The following is a 21,084-nucleotide window of genomic DNA, read 5'->3' as shown; positions in this document are numbered from 1 at the left end:
AATGTTCACGTATTTCCACCTCTGCCGGGCGTCATTGCTCTTCTATGAGGACAATGTTCACGGATTTTCCCTTTCTCCGGGCGTCATTGCTCTTCTATGAGGACAATGTTCACTTATTTCCACCTTTTAAGGGCGTCATTGCTCTCCTATGAGGACAATGTTCACTTATTTCCACCTCTTCAGGGAGTCATTGCTTTCCTATGAGGACAATGTTCACTTATTTCCACCTCTTCAGGGAGTCATTGCTTTCCTATGAGGACAATGTTCACTTATTTCCACCTCTAAAGGGCGTCATTGCTCTCCTATGAGGACAATGTTCACTTATTTCCACCTCTTAAGGGCGTCATTGCTCTTCTATGAGGACAATGTTTACGGATTTTCACTTTCTCCGGGCGTCATTGCTCTTCTATGAGGACAATGTTCACTTATTTCCACCTCTTAAGGGAGTCATTGCTTTCCTATGAGGACAATGTTCACTTATTTCCACCTCTTAAGGGAGTCATTGCTTTCCTATGAGGACAATGTTCACTTATTTCCACCTCTAAAGGGCGTCATTGCTCTCCTATGAGGACAATGTTCACTTATTTCCACCTCTTAAGGGAGTCATTGCTCTTCTATGAGGAAAATGTTTACTGGTTTTCCCTTTCTCCGGGCGTCATTGCTCTTCTATGAGGACAATGTTTCATGCTATTCTCTTCCTAAGGGATTCATACACTATTAACCCAAAAAGCAACCGACTTCTCACTCGAGAAATCGGTTGCTTTTTATCCTTTACTTTCCGTATAGAAAAATAAAAACCATACCGCATGATTCTGCTCATCTGCTGCTGCTCTTTTGAAGACTCTCCTAATATAAGGATTTTGCGTAGAATCAGCGATATCTAAATAAAAATCCACGGTTTCCTGTTCATCCTTCAATGATGCAACCAAACCCTCCTGGTAATCATCCATACACTCTTCCGTTATCTCAGGAGTGGCCGTTTTTCCAGTTAACGATTGATAAATTTGACTGAACGTATTATAGTGCTTGATTTCATCTTCTCTTATTTCGGTTATTCTCTTTCGAGTTTCCGCATCTGGTGCCATTTGGGCAAGTTTTTCGTAACAGGCAACGGCACTATATTCTCCATTAATTGCTTTCATGATATTTTCTATTAAAGTGGGATCCTGTGGAGCCCTTGTATAGTATGGATAATAATACCCAGTCAAAATTCCCATCTCCTTTTCAGGTCAATTCCTACTAATACTGTATGATGCAATACTTTTATTCATGCCTTATATGGTAATACTAATAGGATTAAACTCGAAGTCTTGCGAAAAGGAGCTGGAATAATGCCTGAACACATAGAAGTGGTCATCCGATCCATTCTAGCCTTCAGTATCCTTCTGATAGGAACGAGAATTTTAGGAAAACAAACCATCTCACAGATGACATTATTTGATTTTATTGCGGGAATTTCTTTAGGGGCCATTACAGCAAATTTAGCTTTCAACCTGACGATTGATATTCATCATTTCCTTATTTCATTCTTCATATTTGTTTTAATACTATTTATTACTGCCTATATCTCTATGAAAAGTAGAAAGGCGCGAAAGATCTTGGCAGGTGACCCAACCGTTATCATTCAAGAGGGAAAGATACTAGAAAATAATATGAGAAAGATGCGTTACACATTAGATTATCTAAATCAACAATTAAGAGAAAAGGATATTTTTGAAATTGAAGAAGTACTTTATGCTATGGTGGAACCTAATGGAACCCTCACAGTATTGAAAAAGCCTTTATTCCGGAGCGTAACACCAAAGGATCTCCAGCTACAGCCAAGTGAAAAGATGTTACCCATTGAACTAATAATGGATGGGAAAATTATTACAAAGAATCTAGCGGAATATAACCTTTCCCTACACTGGCTCGAAGGAGAGTTAAGAAAACGTAGTGTTACATGCAAAGAAGTATTGTATGCAGTCCGTTCCTCTAACGGATGTCTTTATTTTGACTATTATGACGATAACCTCCCTTCTCCAGTAGATAAGGAATAACGATGTAAATAAGCACCCACAAGGTGAAATCACACTCTTTGACGAGGGTGATTTCCTCTAATTGCATCAGCCACCATCCAGCCGCTCAAGCTGCTTCCTAATGAACCAGCTCCTGGAAAAACGGTATCTCCACAAAACCATAGCCCATCCACGCCAGAGTTCGGAGAGTAACTTTTCAATAAACTATATTTTCCTGATGGAATATAGCCACCTACCTTTCCATAAGACCGTTGGGTATAACGCTTGAAAGTCACGGGAGTTCCCGCCATCTTCATATCAATATGGGAAGAGAAACTCGAAAACCTTTTATCAATAGAATCAATGATTCTCTCCATGTATTCTTCTTTTAAGTTTTCATACCTTTCCCTCTCCCACCACTTGTCCACATTGGTGTGAGTGGAAATAGTAATGGACGTTTTTCCACGTGGAGCGAATTTTGTATCCCCCTCTTGTGACATGGAAAATAAGAACTGATTCCCTTCTGATAATGGAGAGTCATAAGAGGAGATAAAATGATGAAATGGGATGGAACTTGTTTCTGGCATCATAAACGAAGGTTCTGCTCCAATATAAAGTGTAAAAGCTCCCCAAGCATCTTTTTGTTTTTCTTTCTCCTCTTTTATAGGTAAATCCATATGCAACTCTGGCTCCAACAACGAAAACACATTATGAATAGGGGCATTCATAATCACCTGCTTCGTTCTAAATACCTCTCCACGTTTGGTCATAATCGTCCAGACATCGCCCTGTTTGGCTATACTGACCACTTTATGACGCAGGCGCAGTTCTCCACCAGAAGTACGATAGTTTTCCGCTAACGCATGGATGATAGAAGCAAGGCCACCCTCCACGTAAAATGCTCCCTTATGAAAAATACTTAATGCCATATAACCTAACAAAGAAGGACTAGATGCTGCTGTGGTCTGAACACTATCCATCAGCTGACCATTGATAAACGTCATAAACGGCTTATTTTTCGTCAAACCGAATTTAGATAGCCGGTCTTGTACTGATTGCGTCAAGTAAGGTGTCAACCCTAGAAGTTTCACATCCATACTTTTTAGTAAATGAAAATACTCTGATGCAGTGGATGGTGGAAAGATAGCGCGTTTCTCCACAAATTTCTGCAATATCTCGGCTACCTTAAATACATCTTCAAAAAATGCATGAATACGGACTTGATCGCACTCAAATTTTTTAACGATTTCTTTAAACCAGCTCTCTTTGTCCGAAAAATAAGTAACCGTCCGGTCAGGAAGGTACACATTCATTATTTCATTAAGCTTTCTCATTGGAGGAATTGGTGCATTTAGCTCTTCAAAGAGTCTCTTTAACATCCCACCCTCTTCAAAACCCATGCCAACTGTCGCACCAGCACTGAACCGATATCCACCTCGGTCAAATTTGCTCGCACACCCACCAAGCTCACTGGCAGCTTCAAGGGTCAAAACGTCGAACCCAGATTTTGCAAGAAGAGCTGCCGCAGTAATTCCACCAAAACCTGTTCCGATAACGATTGCATCTTTAAGCATGATGTTCCCTTCTTTCTTACATGGTAGTACCTATTATATACAAAGGGTACAAAGTCACTAATGTTGGATGTGTTTAAAACTTTTAATAGAAAAAGTGATGAGATACCCCATCACTTTTTCAACCATATTACATCACAACTCTTTTTTTCAACAACCCTACCATTACCGCCGTCACAGCAGCTCCAATTATAATTGCCAACACATACATGAAAATACCGCCGGTCACAATTGGAATAACAAACAATCCACCATGCGGAGCTGGCAATCCTATTCCAAACAGCATAGTCAAAGCACCTGCAATTGCTGAACCTACCACCACTGAAGGGATGACGCGTAACGGATCTGCTGCTGCAAATGGGATGGCACCTTCTGTGATAAAAGAAGCCCCCATGATATAACAAGTTTTTCCTGCTTCCCTCTCCTGCTTGTTAAATTTATTTTTGAAGATGGTTGTAGCAAGTGCCAATCCCAGTGGCGGCACCATTCCCCCTGCCATGATAGCAGCATGTGGCGCATAATTCCCTGCATCAATCATAGCAATACCGAATGTGAAGGCAGCTTTATTGATAGGACCACCCATATCAATAGCCATCATCGCCCCTAATATAATACCCAAAACAACTAGATTACCAGAGCCTAATCCCCCCAGCCAAGACGTTAACCCTTGATTAAACGCTTTCAAAGGAGTCACAAGTTGCAGCATGATCATTCCTGTAAAAAAGATCCCGAATAGTGGGTACAGTAGAACCGGCTTAATTCCTTCAAGAGATGCTGGTAGCCCACTGAAAACTTTCTTTAAACCTAGAACGAGATAACCTGCAAGGAAACCGGCAATCAGACCACCCAAGAAGCCAGCTTCACCTGTATATGCAATCAGTCCCCCTACCATTCCTGCTGCAAAGCCAGGTCGGTCTGCAATACTCATTGCAATGAATCCGGCAAGAACTGGTATCATCAAATAGAAGGCATTTCCGCCCCCAATAGTCATAAGAGCTTCTGCAAACCAATGGTAACTTGGGTCATCAGGATTTGCAGCATTGATTCCGAACATAAAGGATATCGCAATGAGGATCCCACCACCTACAACAAACGGTAGCATATTGGAAACACCGCTCATCAAGTGCTTATAGAAACCAGAACGTCCCTTTTTTCCTTCTGAAACAAAGTTGCCTGATCCCTTGTAAGTTTCCCCTTCTCCACGGTTTGCCTTTAATAAAAGTTCCTCAGGCTTACGAATTGCTTGGGCCACAGGAACCTGAATGACTTTCTTGCCATTAAACCGATCCATTTCCACTTGCTTATCGGCAGCTACGATAATTCCTGAAGCGTTATCAATTTCTTCTTGGGTCAATTGATTTTTCACACCACTTGAACCATTCGTTTCTACCTTTAACTCTAATCCTAATTCCTTCGCCTTGTGCTTTAACGCATCTGCCGCCATGTAAGTGTGGGCAATTCCAGTCGGGCAGGCGGTTACAGCAAGAATCAACCCTTTATCAGAAGAAAGAGAGGCTGCTTCCACTTCTTCCTCTTCAAATAATTCCTTTTCCTTGTTATCTATTAATCTGATAACTTCTTCTTTAGAGGATGCTGCTAATAAAGCATTACGGAATTCAATATCCATCAGCATGGAAGACAACCGAGATAAGGTTTCCAAGTGTTCGTTGTTGGCCCCAGCACTTGCTGCAATCATAAAAAACAGCTGACTTGGCTGACCGTCCAGTGACTCGTAATCCACACCATCCTTTGCAATACCAAAGGCGATCGCTGGTGTCCTCACCGCATCCGTTTTTGCATGTGGGATTGCTATTCCCTCACCGATTCCAGTCGTGCTCTGTGCCTCCCTGGCAAGGATCGCTTCTTCATACTTCTGTTTATCTGCAAGCTTTCCGGCACGATCCAATGAGTCAATCAATTCTTTAATAACATTAGTTTTGTTACTTGATCTTAACTCCAGGGTAACTGTTTCTTTAATTAGTAAATCTGTAATTTTCATGGTCCTTTCCCCCTCATAACTTTTCTATGCTTACTAGGTTTATCATTCTATTTACATCTGATGTTTGACAAAGGTCATAAGAAAATGCCGTCGCACTTCCGGAAGCTATTCCGTATCGCAACGCTTCTTCACTTTTTTTTGAGTTTATATATCCCGCGAGAAAACCCGCAACAAGGGAATCCCCAGCACCTACGGAATTTTTCACTTCACCACGCGGCGCTTTTGCGCAGAAAACACCCGATCCTGTGTAAAGGATTGCGCCTTCCCCAGCCAAGGATACAACGACATTCTCAACACCTTGTTCATGAATCTTGCCTGCGTAATGGATAACATCATCTTGTGATTGAATGGTGACACCAAACAGCTCCCCAAGTTCATGGTGATTTGGTTTAATGAAAAAAGGTTTGTATGGAATGAGTGTTTTTAATGTTTGCCCTCCCGTGTCCAGTACTACTTTTGCTTCATGTTGCTGACACTTTTGTATGAGTGTTTCGTAAATATTAGATGGAACTGTTCCCGGGATGCTCCCAGCAAGCACGACGATATCTTCACTTGAAAGCTGATTCAGCTGTTGAAGCAATCTCTTCACCGCATCATCACTTACTAAAGGTCCGGTTCCATTGATTTCCGTTTCCTTATCGGCTTTTAGTTTTACATTAATACGCGAATGGCCTTCGACTTCCACTAGCCTGACCGCCACTTGTTCCTCTATCAATTTCTCTTTTATAAAGTTTCCGGTAAACCCTCCTGCATAGCCTAGTGCTATCGTATCTGCACCAAGTCTTTTTAACACTCTGGAAACATTTATCCCTTTTCCTCCGGGGTAATAATTTGTTTTGGAAGCCCTATTTATCGTTCCCTCTTCAAACCCCTCCACCTCAACTACATAATCAATAGAAGGATTCAATGTAATGGTATATATCATGAGTTCACACCTCTATCACAGTTGTTATCTCTTTGTAAGCTGCTGCAAGACCTTGTTCGAATTTATTAGTTATAAGTGTTCCTGATTGAAGGGGTCCAATTTTCGCAAATGCTACTTCATTGACTTTAGAGGAGTCCGCGAGGATGAATGTTTCATTTGCAAGCTTAATTGCCAATGTCTTAATACTCGCCTCTTCAGGATCAGGAGTTGTATAACCTGTTTTTGGATGCACGCCATTTGCCCCTATAAAAGCTTTATCAAAATTGTACTCCAGCAAGGATTGACTAGCCTTGCTTCCGATAATGGCACCTGTTTTATTTTTCATAAATCCTCCAACAATGTATGTTGTTAGCCCTTTGTCCATTAAAGATTGAATATGGGCAAACCCATTGGTAACAACGGTTATCTGCTTATTTTCAAGATAAGGAATCATCTGAAATGTTGTGGTTCCAGCATCAAGGAAAATGCAATCTCCCTCATTTACAAGCTCTGCCGCAGCTTTAGCTATCAGTTGTTTTTCATGAAGATTTATCGAAGATTTCTCAAGAATGCTTGGCTCTTCTGTCTTCTGATGTATCCTTGCAGCTCCACCGTGGACTCTTTTTAATTTATTCAACTCTTCAAGCTGACTCAAATCTCTTCGTATTGTTGACTCTGATGCTCCTGTTGCATCTACGAAATCTTGTAGCTTTACTATTTCTTGTTTTTGAACCAACTCTAGAATCTTTTGTTGTCTTTCTGGAGTTAACATGCCATTCACCTTTTCTTTTGTTCGTTTGTATGTAAGTTACATTGTAATGTAAGCTCTTACAAAAATCAACCACAAACAATCATAAACGATTAATATCAACCATAAACACTCAAACTCTACCATGTTCTTTACGTTGATTTTTCGAGTATTCCCGCAACTTAGACCGCTTTCCAAACAACTTTCAGACTATTTCAATCCCATATCAATCAAACGAATAGAATTAGTGGTATACTTGGTAGGATATCCTCTAGAAAAAACATAAGATGATTCATGATACGGTGTCCACGGTTAACATCCGAGGTAATGACGTAATGTTTATTTTGGTTGAAATCAAATCTATTTTTAGAGGTGAGACCAATTACTGTATCTTCAATCCAAAGTCTAGAGAGTATAAAAGCAGGTCACGTCTACTATCTCTTTGAGGATAGAGATGTCTACCTGGATCACTTGATAACATTTGCGAAAACAGGAGTAAACACTGGTGAAAATGTTCTTATCATTGAGAGCATGAAAAACATTTCAAAAATTTACGCTGAATTAAATAAACATTTTAATGAGGAACAGAAATCAAATATTAGAGTAGTAAATAATTTTGATTACTATTTTGCAAGCGGGGATTTTAATACAAAGGCTATGCTAGCTCATTTTGCAAAAGATGTAATTTTGTTTAATAGGGTAAACAGTACTATTCGCACTTGGGCCAATGTGGAATGGGCTTCAGATGATCCTGATGCAGATAAGTTAAAAATCTACGAAGCAACCATCGACGACTTTGTATTAAATGAAAACATGGTATCAGTGTGCGCATACTCCAGCACCTCAGTCACACCAACGTTAGACACAATTTTGAAAAAGGTGCACTATTACCAAATGACTGATCACAGCTTTACAGTGTCAAACCTATATAAAAAACCTTGAGGGCTTACTTCCCTCAAGGTTTTTTTGTAATATTTTTAGTTATATTCTATAAACCTGCAAACTTTCTCGATATTTACAGGATACTCTATATTTATTACAGGTAGGATACGACCTTGAATCTTAGCCAATCTAGGGCTTTGAGTTCTTTCTTGATGTAATGTTTCCCTCACAGACGGGTGGGAAATAAAGAAAGATAAACACTATGGAGGTTCGGAAATGAAAAAAAAGGTGAAGTTATTTATCACGATGTCAATAATAAGCATTCTGGCTGTTGGTTGCTCAAGTAAAGGACAGAATAGCAATGATAAATATTTTATAGAAGCAAAGGAAGACACCATAAATCATATCCACGGAATTGGTTACTTGGGTGATAAACAAGATTTTTTTCTAGCAACCCATCATGGCCTTTTCCGTTTCTCTGAAGATAAGTGGTATAAGACTAGTAGAAATAATCATGATTATATGGGATTCCAAACTACAGATGAGCAATTCTTTTCCAGTGGTCATCCTGAGCTAGGCTCCGATTTAAAAAATCCCCTAGGAATCATAAAAAGTAATGACCAGGGAAAGTCAATGGAAAAGTTAGCTTTTTACGGAAAAATTGACTTTCACTATCTTGCGGCGGGCTATAAGAGTCACACTTTGTATGTTTTTAATGAGCAAGAAAATTCTTTGAAAATTGGTCTCCATTTTTCGATTGATGAAGGTCAAACATGGGAAACTGCTTCTATGAAAGGAATCTCTGCAAATTCGGTTGGAAACATTGCGACACATCCTACTGTTTCCGAAAATGTTGCTATTTCCACCAATAAAGGATTATTTATTTCTACTGACTTTGGTAATGAGTTTAAATTACTTACAAGTTCAAATCCCGTGACAACAGTGGAATACCAAGAGGACAGCCTAATTTACTTTATCTTGGAAAACAATGAAACCAAATTATTAACATACAATTCTAAAAATGAAACTTTCGACGAATTGTCCCTACCTGAAGGGATATCTCGTAAAAATCCCATCTTGTTTATTGCCACGAATCCTGAGAATCGGAAAGAAATAACAGCAGTCTCCTTAAATAATGACATTTTTCAATCGGATGATAATGGAGCAAGCTGGAAGCTACTAGTAGAGGAAGGAAACGTCACGAATGAATAGTGATCGTTCAATTCCGATAAGTTTATAAATATTAAAAAGCAGAACTCAGAGTAAAACTAGCATTCTTTAGCCTCTTTTTTCGCTAAGGTGTTACTTAATAATTCTAAATAGTATTCCATTAAAAAATAATTACATTTATACGAACTAGGGGGAAATACCAGTGGAACAAATCTCAAGAACCTGGAATCTAATATGGTTTCCATATGTCATTTACATCATGTACTTTTTAGGAGTTGGGCTCATTTCTGGAGGAATAGTCCATATGCCAATAGAACCAGCACGATATTCTATAATCCTAATCTTAGGTTCCTTCTTATTTATTTCTGCATCTTTTGTAAATGAGTTTTATATAGAAAAAAAGAAGATGAATTTACCTCAAGCTATGAAGCTTTTATTTTTTTCACTTTTACTTTCTTTAGGAGTAGGTATGGTAAGCGGCGGTATCCAGCATTTTGGTGATTTGGGAGGTTATGCTGTAGTCTTAATTCCAGGTGGGATAGTATTGTCGGTTTTAAGTTTTATTTTCAAAAACAATATTAAGTTAAACACTAAACAAACTACTTTAGTAATTACAATGTTATTGCTTCTAGTGTCCCCTTTAGCATTCACACTGAACTGGTATGTTGATGGAGTAACCAGAACTGAGAATATCAGTGAGGTAAAAAATGATGGGCATGGACATGGGCATTAATATTCTGGATAAAATTTAATAATTTTTTTACAAAGAAAAGCTCGCAGTAGTTGGCCTGCGAGCTTTTCTTAATATAACATTACTTATTCGTCTTTGAGTAATTTGGCGTTAATGGCGACAATAATGGTACTTAAAGACATCAACACGGCTCCAACAGCGGGGCTCAAAACTATACCAGCATTATAGAGGATACCCGCTGCCAATGGAATGGCAAGGATATTATAGCCAGCTGCCCACCATAAATTTTGAACCATTTTCCTATAGGTCGCTTTGGATAAATGGATTACATTCACTACATCCTTAGGATTACTTTTTACCAAAACTACATCAGCAGTTTCAATTGCTACATCAGTCCCAGTTCCAATAGCTATTCCTAAATCAGCATTTGCTAAGGCAGGTGCATCATTTACTCCATCTCCGGTCATAGCCACCCGCTTATTGGTCTGTTTGATTTCCGTTATCTTTTCCGACTTTTGATGGGGAAGAACTTCCGCATAAATTTTATCTATGCCTAGTTGTTTTCCCACATATTCAGCAACTTTTTGATTATCACCAGTCAGCATAATGGATTCTATACCCATCTCTTTCAGCTCTTGAATAGCCTGCTTTGCAGTTTCTCTTACAATATCCGCCAGAGCTATCATACCAGCCAGATTGTTTTCAATTAATACAAATACTACCGTCTTACCTTCTTCAGCCCACTTGCTATATTGGTCCGTATTATAAGCTAGATTCTGTTCTCTCATGTAACCAGGGCTTACCACCTTGATGGCTTTTCCATTCACAACACCCTGTAATCCTTTACCTGTTAGGGACTTAAAGTTTTCAACTGAATAATATTTTAAGTTTCTATTATTCGCTTCTCTTACGATTCCCTTTGCAATAGGATGCTCCGATTTAGCTTCCACACTTGCGGTCAATCTCAAGAATTCCTCTTCTTCCATAGATTGAATCAAATCTAAGTTGGTTACACCGAATTTTCCTTCTGTCAAGGTTCCGGTCTTATCAAAAACAACTGAATTTACTTTTCTAGCTTCCTCAAAATTGGTTCTATTTCTAATTAACAACCCTTTTTTTGCAGAAATAGCTGTAGACACCGCTATTACTAAAGGAGCTGCTAATCCTAATGCATGTGGACAAGAGATAACCATTACAGTAACCATTCTTTCCATTGCAAATGACAATGGATACCCTGCTATCAACCAGCCCAAGAACGTAATGAAACCAGCCCCCAAAGCAACATAAAATAGCCATTTTGCTGCCCTGTTTGAGAGGTCTTGTGTTTTGGATTTTGAGCCTTGTGCCTCTTTCACTAAATTGATAACCTGGGACAGGTACGTTTCATCGCCAGTTTTTTTAACAGAGATAGTGATAGATCCTTCACCATTAATGGAACCGCCAATCGCTTCTTCTCCACTTTTTTTGTTAACAGGTACAGATTCACCGGTTAGCATTGATTCATCAATGGTTGTTTCACCTTCAATAATGCTTCCATCAATTGGGACCTTCTCACCGGGTTTAACTAATACTTTATCTTCATGTTTCAGTTTATCAATAGATACCTCTTCGGTTGTCCCATCTTCCTTTACAAGATGGGCTTTAGATGGCATCAGTTTTACTAACTCCTCTAGGGCCCTGGATGCTCCCATTACAGAACGCATTTCAATCCAATGACCAAGAAGCATAATATCAATCAAAGTAGCAAGTTCCCAGAAAAAATTATTGCCTTCTAAACCGAAGACAGCAAATGAACTGTAAACGTATGCTACCACAATTGCCAAAGCAATAAGAGTCATCATTCCAGGATTTCTTTTCTTTAACTCATCCCTAGAACCTGATAAGAAAGGCCATCCTCCATAGAAAAAAATAAATGTGGAAAGTCCAAACAATATGAGCATATCATAGGGAAAACGCCAATCAACCTGTAAAAACATCTGAATCATTGGAGATAGAGCCAATATAGGAATCGTAATAATAACTGAAATCCAGAACCTCTTTTTAAAATCCCCTATCATATTATCATGGTCATTATGGTCGGTGTGATTATGGTTTGAATGATCATGACCAGATTCTTGTTTTATTGTTTTTTGATTATTGTGACCAGAGTGCATATCCGACATCAAGTTTTCTCCTTTCTTTAATATCCTTATTTACAGTAGTTATTCCCATAACCTTTGCAGAAATGGTGCAGATTAATAAAAAAGTATAATTTCTTTAAATTAGAAAAACCCCATCCCTAAGAATGAGGTTTATTTCCCATATTCATGTCTTCTTTTTCCATTTCATGTTTACTAGATATACTTCCTATGCACGCTCTTCCCGTCATACGTAAACAATACATTTTTCGTCTCAATCACCGATTCCATATGGACTGGTCTACCCCAAATTTGAAAAATGTACGGCATTACTTTTTCTAGATATTTTAGGTCGAGCTCAATTCCCTCAAACCAATGCTTCAAATATAGCTCCCCTGCTCTTAAATAATCCCCGTCATTAACCGTAATATATGGGAACCCACCGTTAACACGCATGTTCACCAGTTGATCTCGTACTTGTTCCCAAGCCTTATCGACAATCTTGTAGTCCTTGCCCTGCTTTTGGAAAAGGTACATATCCTCCCGCATGACAAGATCTTTGTTGAGATAGTTGCGAAGGAAGGAGATGTCAGATTCTACTTCCCTCACCTCAAACATTTTTTCCCTTCCTGATCCTGGCATCACTCCATCCCGTTTCATCGCTTCAGTCGGGTTGTTGTAACGTTCCTCGATATCCTCAAAGATTTTAATGCCAAGATAGTATGGATTGATACTCGTTTTTGAAGGTTGCACAACCCCTGCATTCAATTTTGCATATTCCAATGCCTCATCACTTGTGAGATCCATTTCGCGCAGAATTCTTTGATGCCAATAGGAGGCCCAGCCTTCATTCATGATTTTCGTTTCCATTTGCGGCCAGAAATATAGCATCTCCTCTCGCATCATCGTCAGGATGTCGCGTTGCCAGTCTTCAAGCTCACTGCTGTATTGTTCAATAAAAAGCAGAATATCTTTTTCAGGTTGAGGAGGAAATTTCTTTTTTCTTTTCTTAGGAGCTGCTTTCGGTTTACTCCGATTATCCAAATTCCATAAGTCATCATATTGACTCGCCTTCTTCGGTGCTTCTTCCTCCTCCACCATATCCTCCATGCTCCAGGCAAGCTTGGATCGAATGAGAGAAGGATCAATGTGTTCCTGTATGGCAAGGACTGCATTCAAAAAGTCCTCTACTTCTTTTTTTCCATAATCATGTTCATATTGCTTAATTCTCTCGGCAGTTGCGGCCATACTCTCCACCATGTCCCTGTTGGTGTTTTGGAACCGGCAATTATTCTTAAAAAAGTCACAGTGGGCTAGCACATGAGCGACAATCAACTTGTTTTGAATTAGCGAGTTGGTGTCCAAAAGAAAGGCATAACATGGATTCGAGTTAATAACCAATTCATATATCTTACTGAGACCCAGATCATAGTGCAGTTTCATCTTGTGAAATTGCTTCCCAAAGCTCCAATGGGAAAAGCGTGTCGGCATTCCGTATGCTCCAAAAGTATAGATGATATCAGCAGGACAAATTTCATAACGCATTGGGTAAAAGTCCAGTCCAAACCCTTTGGCAATCTCGGTAATTTCATCAATGGCGTGGAATAAGGCCTTTTCATCATTTGCTCTCATTAAAACTACCTCCCTTTTCCTCTTATCACAATGTATGAACAAGGTGACAATAACATGAGAAGGGATTGTTCTATTGCGACATTTTTCTATATCCCCCCTAACTTTAGCGCATGTTATACTAAAGATAAGCGTTTTTGAAGGAGAATACATATATGGAATATATATTATTTATACTAGTAGGATTTTCAATCAGTATGCTTTCTGGTTTTTTTGGAATAGGAGGTGGCCTTGTACTCACGCCGGTCTTGCTTCTTATTGGCTACACCCCCATCGAAGCAATTTCTACAAGTCTTCTTTATACCATCGGGACATCTGTGGCAGGTGTATATGCCCATTTCAAAATGAAGAACATTCAATGGAAGGCCGCACTCATAATTGGAGCAAGTGGAGTTGTTGCCACACAAATTGCCTACCCTGTAGTAAGTTGGCTAGAGTTTAATGAATATGACACTACTGTTGTACCAATTCTATATCTTGCCTTACTTACCTATTTTGCATATAAAATGTTGAGGAATGAAAAAGGGGAAAAACCAGTTGCTTATGATGCCACTTCGAACAAGCAGAACTTTTGGAAGTTTATTTTCATAGGAGTCATTGCAGGATTTCTTTCTACTACCCTAGGTGTGGGTGGCGGATTTATCATTGTCCCATTATTGATCGCCTACTACGGTTTCTCTTCCAAGCAAGCTGTAGCAACAAGCCTTGCAGGAGTCATTTTAATTGTGAGTGCAGGATTCATTACATATGCAATAAACAATCCAATAAATTTTAAGGTAGGATTATTTTTAATTGCCGGTGCGATCGTTGGGTCTCAATTAGGCGCAAAAGCCACCTCTTTCTTTAAAAGCAGAAGTATACAAAAATTGTTGGGATTTCTATATATAGTTACCATGCTTAGTCTCATTTTAGAGATGATAGAACTGTCTACAGTTGGCTTGGTGGCCTTAGGTTGTTACACCATATTTATTAATATCTTCTTGCTGACAAGACTTTTAAAGAAGAAAGTACAGCCGTCTCATTTGTAAAAAAGAAAAGACCCTCCTTTTAACATTGAACTGTTGATAAGGAGGGACTTTTCTTTTGAATTATGGAGCCAAGTATGATAGAAATGCTGTCGCAATTCCAAAATATATTAATAATGAAAGGATATCGTTCACTGTTGTGATAAGTGGCCCGGATGCAATGGCCGGGTCAATGTTCAGTTTATAGAGAATTAAAGGAATGATAGTACCCGCGAGTGTACCGATGATAAGAGTAAAAAATAAAGAAACCCCTACAACCATTCCCAAAATCAAATCGCCTCGCCATACAAAAGCAATGATGGCAATTAAAAAAGCGCATGTAACTCCAATTGTTATTCCCACTCCAAGTTCACGGAGTACAACTTTTGTAACCAGCTTTTTATCCAAATCACGAGAGATGAGTCCACGAACAATCACTGCAAGGGACTGTGTACCTGTATTACCTGTCATCCCTGCAATCATCGGCATAAAGAATGCCAGCGCCACAACGGTACCTAAAGTATCTTCAAACCCGCTTATGATGCTTCCTGAAATAAGTCCAATAAATAATAATAAAATCAGCCACGGCAAACGTCTTGCAGAGGCCACTAGGGCCGGTGTATCGAAGTCAATATCTTTACCAGATGCAGAAAGTTTTTCAATATCTTCATTTGCTTCTTGAATGACGACGTCGATGACATCATCAACTGTAATAATTCCAATTAATGTTTTTTCATCGTCCACAACAGGGACCGCTAAGAAGTCGTAACGCTCGATGACATTTGCCACTTCCTCTTGGTCTGTATCAACATGAACGGAGATTACCCTCGAAAACATAATTTCCTGAATCTTTTCATGCGCGTCTGCCAATATAAGGTCACGGTAAGAGACAACGCCTACAAGCCTTTTTTCTTCATCAATTACATACAAGTAGTTGATGGTCTCTGCCAGTTCCGCAAAAGATTTAAGTTTATCGACCACTTCACGGACTGTGTATTCTTGAGGTATCCACACGTAGCGGTTTGTCATCAATCGACCGGCAGTTTCCGCTTCATACTTCATTAGGTCCTGAACGGCGCTGGATTCTTCTTTGTTCATTTTTGCTAAAAATCGGCCCTTAACTTCCGGATCCATTTCATCGAATAATGTAGCTAAGTCATCATTGTCCATTCGGTCCATTACTTTTGCCGATTTTTCCACACCGATTTTTTGTAATACTTCCAGTTGCAATTCCTGATTTAGTTCTTGAATTAGTGCTGTTAACTGTTCGATTGTAAGGTATGTTAAAAATCTCACTTTATGTTTTTCAGGAAGCTGTTGATAAATGACTCCTGTGTCATAAGGTTGAAGCTCTTCGATGATATCTTGAAAAGCTTTTCGCTTTCCATCTTTTAAAAAGTTGATGATGTTTAGAATGATTTGATCCTCTGTCATGTTTTTCACCATGAGCTTTGCCTCCCCTGCATGCTAAGGAGTACCAGGAACCACAATTTTTATTTTACCATGGGGGTGGTAACGAATAATGATATGTATGTTCCTGTACTTCTTATAAAATTCGTCCTCGGACTTGGACTACTATCCATTTTCGTTACCACCACCTTTAAATTTGTATATTACAGTAACTCCCTGTTTCATTGCGTTCCAGGTGTTCGCTTTCCGCGTGACGGTGCTTGAGCCTCCTCACAACGCTTCAGGGGGCTCAACATACTGTTACTCCCCCGCTGGAGTCTCACACCTTGCACTTCATTCAACAGGGGGAATCAGGTTTCACTCATTAAAAAAGCACCTGTCATTTTGGTCGAATGAAGGTGCATGAAGCCCCGCCTAACGAAGGTTATATGAGTTGATTTTGTTTTTCATATTTACTACTCTACAAGGGAAAAACGGACGGTGTCAACCTTTTTTGGCAACTCTTGAATAAAACAATTAACAGACTAAAACCCTTTTTTTTCTTTTGAAAAACCAATACGACTATTCTGCCTCATTAATTTTAATTTCATTACGGTCTAGAAAGAGATTTTTCGCTTGAGCGACAAGGTATATACCCACCTTTTTATTCCGGTTCCATTCTTCCTGAAAAACCGATATCGGAGGGTTTGTATCTTCCACAAAATAAGAGATTTCCGGAGTGAAGGAAGGCCTGCTGAATTCTGAAACAAACCAATCGGAAAACCCACCACCAACAGCATGCTCTTCCGGTTGGTCTAGTTCATACCCTGTTAATTTCGATAACTGATCTGCTATTTTCTTATCCCGTTTTACCACTGCTTGATTATTCTTGAAGTACCAATACAGAACTCTCCCAGAGGAGTGATAGGTAACCGCCATCAACGGCTCTACTTCCTTTGTAAAATGTACAACTGCTCGAACCTCTTTAGCTTGCAGAGGGTATTTCCCCTTATAATATTGGTAGGATGGAACTGACGTCTTTTCTTTAATGCTTTTCCAGCCTGCTGGGTATTGCCTGTTCAAATCAATTCCCATCCCATTTGCTTTCCAGCGATCAAAATCCGCACTATTATCATTCATGTGGATTAATTGAGTTTGATGATGTTTAGGCAGAAAACCTATGCCTTCTTGTTGAATTCGTATCCCGTCTGGATTGACCATCGGGACGAACCAAATGGAAACTTCATCCAAAATTTTCGGGTTGTAACCAAATATATCATGACCTTTTTTATACGCTTCCGAGTAATATTCCAGCTTTGTCATGACAAGGCTTGTCGTAAGCCATTCTCTTCCATGATGACCACCTAATATGATGATGTTTTCTTTACCTGTGCCTATTTTCGCAGCCCAGATATTTTGACCAAACTCTGATTTTCCCAATAGCTTGATTTGCATCGCTTCGTTATACTTTCTATTCAAAAGCCTCAAATCTTCCCTCATTCTGTCATAGGTATACCATTCTTGAGCATTCACTATTTGCTCTGCATCTGAAATGACTGGGTTGATTTGCACAAATATAAGCAGTAAAACAATCGCTTTCCATCGCTTCATTTATACACCTCAAAATCGCATTTCAATTATTTTGTGTAACTTTTCGTTTGGAGATACGACCAACATTTTCAACGGAGGAAACATCGATTTTTAACACAAAATAAAAGTACTCCTTAACAAGAGGAGGCGAGGATTCCAGATGAACACCGTTGATTATGACCGCGCCTTATATTACACGCACCGTTCTGAATGGGATAACCTGCTTATCCTGATGGTGCGGACAAAAGATGACTTCCTCTCCAAAAATATCGAGCACTTCCTTCACTCCTACAATTTCTCTAAGGATTATAAGGAAATCGAGAACAATCTCTATCAGTTGCTTCGATATATTGATCACGCTGTAACAAGGAGCACAGAAGATCAATTGGATGAAATCAGTCACGGATATATGGTGTAAATCACTTTTTAAACAAACAGTGATCCGAGGTGCTATGAGCCTTGGGTTGCTGTTTTTATTGTCTAAAATTTCCATTTTTCGGTATCATTTTGTGCTAATGAGGCTTTACACGTAGGGAATTCCAAGAGGTTAATGAATATTGACGAAGTAACAAAAAAAGTATCTCCCCTAGATGAAAAGAGACGACCATGATAACCTCTCTCGTCCTATTTCCTTGCCACTCAAGTCTTCAGACCAACCATGAAGACCCCTCTCGTCCTATTTCCTTGCCACTCAGGTCTTCATACCAACCATGAAGGCCCCTCTCGTCCTATTTCCTTGCAAACTATCCACAATTCTTATATTTTTGTATCCTAAACAATAAAAAAAGGCCACTAATTAGGCCTCTTTACTCTGCATCATATATTCACGCATTTTCACATACATCACTAACTCTTTATATAGTGCATCAACCAATTCTGAACTCTCTTCATTCACAGAATCATTTTCATAATCAAAACAATGCGGGTCCAATACCAATTGTCTTGGAATCACATTCGCATAGACGCCACGGCCAACCACACGCATATTGTTCAAGGCATTGATACCGCCTTTTCCACCACCTGCTATTGCCAACAACCCAACAGGCTTGCTATGGAACTGCTCGCTGCCAAGGAAATCCAACGCGTTCTTCAATGCACCACTCATTCCACTGTGGTACTCAGGAGATAAAAGCAGAACTCCATCTGCCTCTTTAACCTTCGCCCTTAAGGCCGCTACGTTTTCCAACTCCGCCTGATAAGACTCTCCATTATATAAAGGAATGTCACCATCACTTAAATCAATAACTTCTACACCATATTTATTTTGAAGAAATCTTGCGGCTATTCCAGTACGACCATTTTTTCTCGGACTACCACTTATCGCTAAAATTTTCATAACTAATTACTCCCTCCAACTGTCTTTATACATTTAGTATATTAGACATTCTACATTGGCAAATCGGAAGAAATAGCTAACTTTCCCTACGAAAAACGAATCATCTTTTCTACAACTAAAGTCGTAGATCAAGCAATGCCATGTTTCACTGCATATAATGCAGCCTGGGTCCGATCTGCCACTTCAAGCTTCGCCAATATGTTGGAAACATGGGTTTTTACCGTCTTTTCGGTAATAAACAATGATGAAGCAATTTCTTTATTGCTCTTTCCTTTTGCTATCTCCGCTAATACTTCCAGCTCTCGTTTGGTTAGTTCTTCATGTAAGTTTCTTTTTTCAAACCCTTTAGCAAAATGGGACATGACATGTGATGTGACTTTAGGGTGCAGTTGACTTTCCCCTCGATGAACCGCTCGAATTGATTCAATTAATTGGTCAGGTTCTACATCCTTCAGTTGATAGCCAGTCGCACCAGCACGAATAGCAGGAATGACATGATCTTGGTCAGCGAAACTAGTCAAAATTAACACCTTGGAAGGTATCTTTCTTTCCATGATCTGCTTCGTTGCTTCAATTCCATCCATTTCCGGCATAACCAAATCCATTAGAATAACATCAGGCTTCAATACCTCAGCTAGCTCCACTGCTTCCTTACCGTTTTTTGCCTCCCCGACAATTTCTATATCCTTTTGTGTTTTCAAGAAAAAAAGTAAGCCCCTTCTCACCACATGATGGTCATCTGCAATTACAATCCTGATCATTTACTCTCCCCCTTTGTGACTGGCATTTCTACACGTACCATCGTGCCTTTTCCTAACTGGCTTAAAAGGATAAATTCCCCTCCAAGCGCCTCGGTTCTCTCTTTCATGCTTTTTAATCCTAATGAAGGAATTTCTTCACTTTGTGTAAAAGAAAAGCCTGTCCCCGTATCTTTTATCTCCATGGAAACTTTATTATTTTTCACTTCAATTAACAAGCACGCTTCTTTTTTTCCTGCATGCTTTTTACAATTGTTTAGCGCTTCTTGTCCTATCCTCCATAAGCATTCTTCCATATGATTTGGCAAATCAATGACACCTTTCACCTCGGAATGTATGCTTAAACCAAGCACTTTGCCATAATTGAGCAGTGCACTCACTACCCCATTTTCCAAACCTTCTGGCCTCAATTGCCAAATGAGCGCTCTCATTTCACTTAAAGCTTCCTGGGAAAGTTCTTGCATATACGTTAGCATTTCTAGGATTTGAGCGTCTTTTGTCAGCTCTTTTGTCCCTCTTGCCGTTAGCATAAGAGAGAAAAGAAGTTGGTTGACCGAATCATGCAAATCCCTGGCTAAGCGATTTCTTTCTGCCAAAATGGAAAGATGCTGCTCGCTTTCAGAAAGCCTAATACGTTTGATTGCAGTTCCGATTTGATAGGCAACAGACTCTAAAAGCTCTAGTTCTGTATCGGTAAAATGTGTTTTGGAAGGAGAAGCTACATTCAGAAGACCAAACTTCTCCTCTCCTGCACGTAATGGGACTGTAGCATGGTGTGTAATATCATTTGTCTCCCCCCATTCAAACTTTACTGCATCCTCTAGCCTTTTACAGGCAATGATATTGGATGCGCGCTTCAGACGACCGTCCTGATAGCGATCAAGACACCAACACCCGCCCTCGCACATTGGTTTTTTATTTTTGCTTTTGAGTGCTTCTGGTAATAGGTGCTCTGCGGCCAATTCGTAATTTCCTTTTTCATCTATAAGAAAAATCCAGCCTGTTTCGAGGCTTGTCACCTGTAATAGTTCTATTAACACACTTTCTAACATTGTCGGTAAATCATTTGCTTGATTAAGTGATTCGGCAATGATTTTTAACGCGCGCAGTTCTTGAATTCTTTGATTTTCCTGGACCATGTTTCATGTCCCCCTGTCATATGATGGTTGACGCCACCTTTTATCTTTCTATTGTAACAACGGGAATCCCTTTCGGCTTTCGCATAAAGTCTGGAGTTTTTTTACGACTTTGGTCGTAGATGTGTTGAATCTCAACATAAAACCATTTCAAACATGATAC

Annotated in this window: 18 protein-coding genes; 6 read left to right on the top strand and 12 right to left on the bottom strand. The window is 39.5% G+C overall.

From position 1 onward, the window contains the following. Positions 1–764 precede the first annotated feature (764 nt). Complete coding sequence (locus tag HC179_RS16190; RefSeq protein ID WP_168865243.1) at positions 765–1,217, bottom strand: ferritin-like domain-containing protein; 453 nt, start codon at positions 1,215–1,217, stop codon at positions 765–767. Positions 1,218–1,331: 114 nt separating this feature from the next. Here HC179_RS16190 and HC179_RS16185 point away from each other — a divergent pair, with 114 nt between their 5' ends. Next, positions 1,332–2,039 carry a DUF421 domain-containing protein gene (locus HC179_RS16185; RefSeq protein WP_168865242.1) on the top strand — a complete coding sequence of 236 codons (708 nt, stop codon included), beginning with the start codon at positions 1,332–1,334 and terminating at the stop codon, positions 2,037–2,039. Between the two features lie 29 nt (positions 2,040–2,068). Here the strand turns inward: HC179_RS16185 and HC179_RS16180 are convergent, their stop codons facing one another. The 4 genes from HC179_RS16180 to HC179_RS16165 form a co-directional block, all read right to left on the bottom strand. Further along, a complete protein-coding gene (locus HC179_RS16180) occupies positions 2,069–3,571 on the bottom strand; it encodes a phytoene desaturase family protein (RefSeq protein WP_168865241.1) in 1,503 nt (500 codons plus the stop codon). Positions 3,572–3,698: 127 nt separating this feature from the next. Beyond that, positions 3,699–5,567 carry a PTS fructose transporter subunit IIABC gene (locus HC179_RS16175; RefSeq protein WP_168865240.1) on the bottom strand — a complete coding sequence of 623 codons (1,869 nt, stop codon included), beginning with the start codon at positions 5,565–5,567 and terminating at the stop codon, positions 3,699–3,701. Positions 5,568–5,580: 13 nt separating this feature from the next. Then, on the bottom strand, positions 5,581–6,492 hold the full coding sequence (gene pfkB / locus HC179_RS16170; protein ID WP_168865239.1) for a 1-phosphofructokinase: 912 nt from the start codon (positions 6,490–6,492) through the stop codon (positions 5,581–5,583). A gap of 4 nt (positions 6,493–6,496) precedes the next feature. After that, complete coding sequence (locus tag HC179_RS16165; protein WP_168865238.1) at positions 6,497–7,243, bottom strand: DeoR/GlpR family DNA-binding transcription regulator; 747 nt, start codon at positions 7,241–7,243, stop codon at positions 6,497–6,499. A 324-nt stretch (positions 7,244–7,567) separates the two neighbouring features. Here HC179_RS16165 and HC179_RS16160 point away from each other — a divergent pair, with 324 nt between their 5' ends. The 3 genes from HC179_RS16160 to HC179_RS16150 all read left to right on the top strand — a co-directional run bounded on the left by HC179_RS16160 (position 7,568) and on the right by HC179_RS16150 (position 10,004). Beyond that, a complete protein-coding gene (locus tag HC179_RS16160) occupies positions 7,568–8,161 on the top strand; it encodes an MEDS domain-containing protein (RefSeq protein WP_205825353.1) in 594 nt (197 codons plus the stop codon). Between the two features lie 216 nt (positions 8,162–8,377). Next, positions 8,378–9,313 carry a F510_1955 family glycosylhydrolase gene (locus HC179_RS16155; protein ID WP_168865237.1) on the top strand — a complete coding sequence of 312 codons (936 nt, stop codon included), beginning with the start codon at positions 8,378–8,380 and terminating at the stop codon, positions 9,311–9,313. A gap of 160 nt (positions 9,314–9,473) precedes the next feature. Then, the gene (locus HC179_RS16150; protein WP_168865236.1) at positions 9,474–10,004 is read left to right on the top strand and encodes a hypothetical protein; all 531 of its coding nucleotides are present in this window, start codon (positions 9,474–9,476) and stop codon (positions 10,002–10,004) included. An 83-nt stretch (positions 10,005–10,087) separates the two neighbouring features. Here the strand turns inward: HC179_RS16150 and HC179_RS16145 are convergent, their stop codons facing one another. Next, positions 10,088–12,124, bottom strand: coding sequence for a heavy metal translocating P-type ATPase (locus tag HC179_RS16145; protein ID WP_168865235.1), 2,037 nt, complete (start codon positions 12,122–12,124; stop codon positions 10,088–10,090). A gap of 171 nt (positions 12,125–12,295) precedes the next feature. Next, positions 12,296–13,711 (bottom strand): SpoVR family protein, encoded by a 1,416-nt coding sequence (locus HC179_RS16140; RefSeq protein ID WP_168865234.1) that lies wholly within the window; start codon positions 13,709–13,711, stop codon positions 12,296–12,298. 152 nt (positions 13,712–13,863) lie between these two features. Between HC179_RS16140 and HC179_RS16135 the strand changes: the two genes are divergently transcribed. Then, complete coding sequence (locus tag HC179_RS16135) at positions 13,864–14,736, top strand: sulfite exporter TauE/SafE family protein (RefSeq protein WP_168865233.1); 873 nt, start codon at positions 13,864–13,866, stop codon at positions 14,734–14,736. Between the two features lie 60 nt (positions 14,737–14,796). Here HC179_RS16135 and mgtE read toward each other — a convergent pair whose 3' ends face one another. Both mgtE and HC179_RS16125 read right to left on the bottom strand, forming a co-directional pair. Continuing rightward, complete coding sequence (gene mgtE, locus HC179_RS16130; RefSeq protein WP_168865232.1) at positions 14,797–16,158, bottom strand: magnesium transporter; 1,362 nt, start codon at positions 16,156–16,158, stop codon at positions 14,797–14,799. A 525-nt stretch (positions 16,159–16,683) separates the two neighbouring features. Further along, positions 16,684–17,712 (bottom strand): M14 family zinc carboxypeptidase, encoded by a 1,029-nt coding sequence (locus HC179_RS16125; protein WP_168865231.1) that lies wholly within the window; start codon positions 17,710–17,712, stop codon positions 16,684–16,686. Between the two features lie 139 nt (positions 17,713–17,851). Here HC179_RS16125 and HC179_RS16120 point away from each other — a divergent pair, with 139 nt between their 5' ends. Continuing rightward, positions 17,852–18,109 carry a YhdB family protein gene (locus HC179_RS16120; RefSeq protein WP_060667079.1) on the top strand — a complete coding sequence of 86 codons (258 nt, stop codon included), beginning with the start codon at positions 17,852–17,854 and terminating at the stop codon, positions 18,107–18,109. Positions 18,110–18,487: 378 nt separating this feature from the next. Here the strand turns inward: HC179_RS16120 and HC179_RS16115 are convergent, their stop codons facing one another. From HC179_RS16115 to HC179_RS16105, 3 genes are all read right to left on the bottom strand, one after another. Then, complete coding sequence (locus tag HC179_RS16115; RefSeq protein WP_168865230.1) at positions 18,488–19,027, bottom strand: NADPH-dependent FMN reductase; 540 nt, start codon at positions 19,025–19,027, stop codon at positions 18,488–18,490. Positions 19,028–19,155: 128 nt separating this feature from the next. Further along, the gene (locus HC179_RS16110; protein ID WP_168865229.1) at positions 19,156–19,788 is read right to left on the bottom strand and encodes a response regulator; all 633 of its coding nucleotides are present in this window, start codon (positions 19,786–19,788) and stop codon (positions 19,156–19,158) included. Continuing rightward, positions 19,785–20,924, bottom strand: coding sequence for a GAF domain-containing sensor histidine kinase (locus HC179_RS16105; RefSeq protein ID WP_168865228.1), 1,140 nt, complete (start codon positions 20,922–20,924; stop codon positions 19,785–19,787). The genes HC179_RS16110 and HC179_RS16105 overlap by 4 nt, the downstream gene beginning before the upstream one ends. Between the last annotated feature and the right edge of the window lie 160 nt (positions 20,925–21,084).

The organism is Bacillus sp. RO1, assembly GCF_012524115.1.
Lineage (GTDB): Bacteria > Bacillota > Bacilli > Bacillales > Bacillaceae_I > Sutcliffiella_A.
The sequence above is the reverse complement of the archived record's forward strand: the minus strand, read 5'-3'. Positions and strand labels throughout refer to the sequence as shown.

Bases quoted from the DNA above. Each gene is read 5' to 3' on its own strand.
- HC179_RS16180 (WP_168865241.1), bottom strand. From the start codon at position 3,571: ATGCTTAAAGATGCAATCGTTATCGGAACAGGTTTTGGTGGAATTACT.
- mgtE (WP_168865232.1), bottom strand. From the start codon at position 16,158: ATGGTGAAAAACATGACAGAGGATCAAATCATTCTAAACATCATCAAC.
- HC179_RS16165 (WP_168865238.1), bottom strand. From the start codon at position 7,243: ATGTTAACTCCAGAAAGACAACAAAAGATTCTAGAGTTGGTTCAAAAA.
- HC179_RS16155 (WP_168865237.1), top strand. From the start codon at position 8,378: ATGAAAAAAAAGGTGAAGTTATTTATCACGATGTCAATAATAAGCATT.
- HC179_RS16145 (WP_168865235.1), bottom strand. From the start codon at position 12,124: ATGTCGGATATGCACTCTGGTCACAATAATCAAAAAACAATAAAACAA.
- HC179_RS16115 (WP_168865230.1), bottom strand. From the start codon at position 19,027: ATGAAAATTTTAGCGATAAGTGGTAGTCCGAGAAAAAATGGTCGTACT.
- pfkB (WP_168865239.1), bottom strand. From the start codon at position 6,492: ATGATATATACCATTACATTGAATCCTTCTATTGATTATGTAGTTGAG.
- HC179_RS16140 (WP_168865234.1), bottom strand. From the start codon at position 13,711: ATGAGAGCAAATGATGAAAAGGCCTTATTCCACGCCATTGATGAAATT.
- HC179_RS16110 (WP_168865229.1), bottom strand. From the start codon at position 19,788: ATGATCAGGATTGTAATTGCAGATGACCATCATGTGGTGAGAAGGGGC.
- HC179_RS16185 (WP_168865242.1), top strand. From the start codon at position 1,332: ATGCCTGAACACATAGAAGTGGTCATCCGATCCATTCTAGCCTTCAGT.
- HC179_RS16135 (WP_168865233.1), top strand. From the start codon at position 13,864: ATGGAATATATATTATTTATACTAGTAGGATTTTCAATCAGTATGCTT.
- HC179_RS16175 (WP_168865240.1), bottom strand. From the start codon at position 5,567: ATGAAAATTACAGATTTACTAATTAAAGAAACAGTTACCCTGGAGTTA.
- HC179_RS16105 (WP_168865228.1), bottom strand. From the start codon at position 20,924: ATGGTCCAGGAAAATCAAAGAATTCAAGAACTGCGCGCGTTAAAAATC.
- HC179_RS16125 (WP_168865231.1), bottom strand. From the start codon at position 17,712: ATGAAGCGATGGAAAGCGATTGTTTTACTGCTTATATTTGTGCAAATC.
- HC179_RS16120 (WP_060667079.1), top strand. From the start codon at position 17,852: ATGAACACCGTTGATTATGACCGCGCCTTATATTACACGCACCGTTCT.
- HC179_RS16190 (WP_168865243.1), bottom strand. From the start codon at position 1,217: ATGGGAATTTTGACTGGGTATTATTATCCATACTATACAAGGGCTCCA.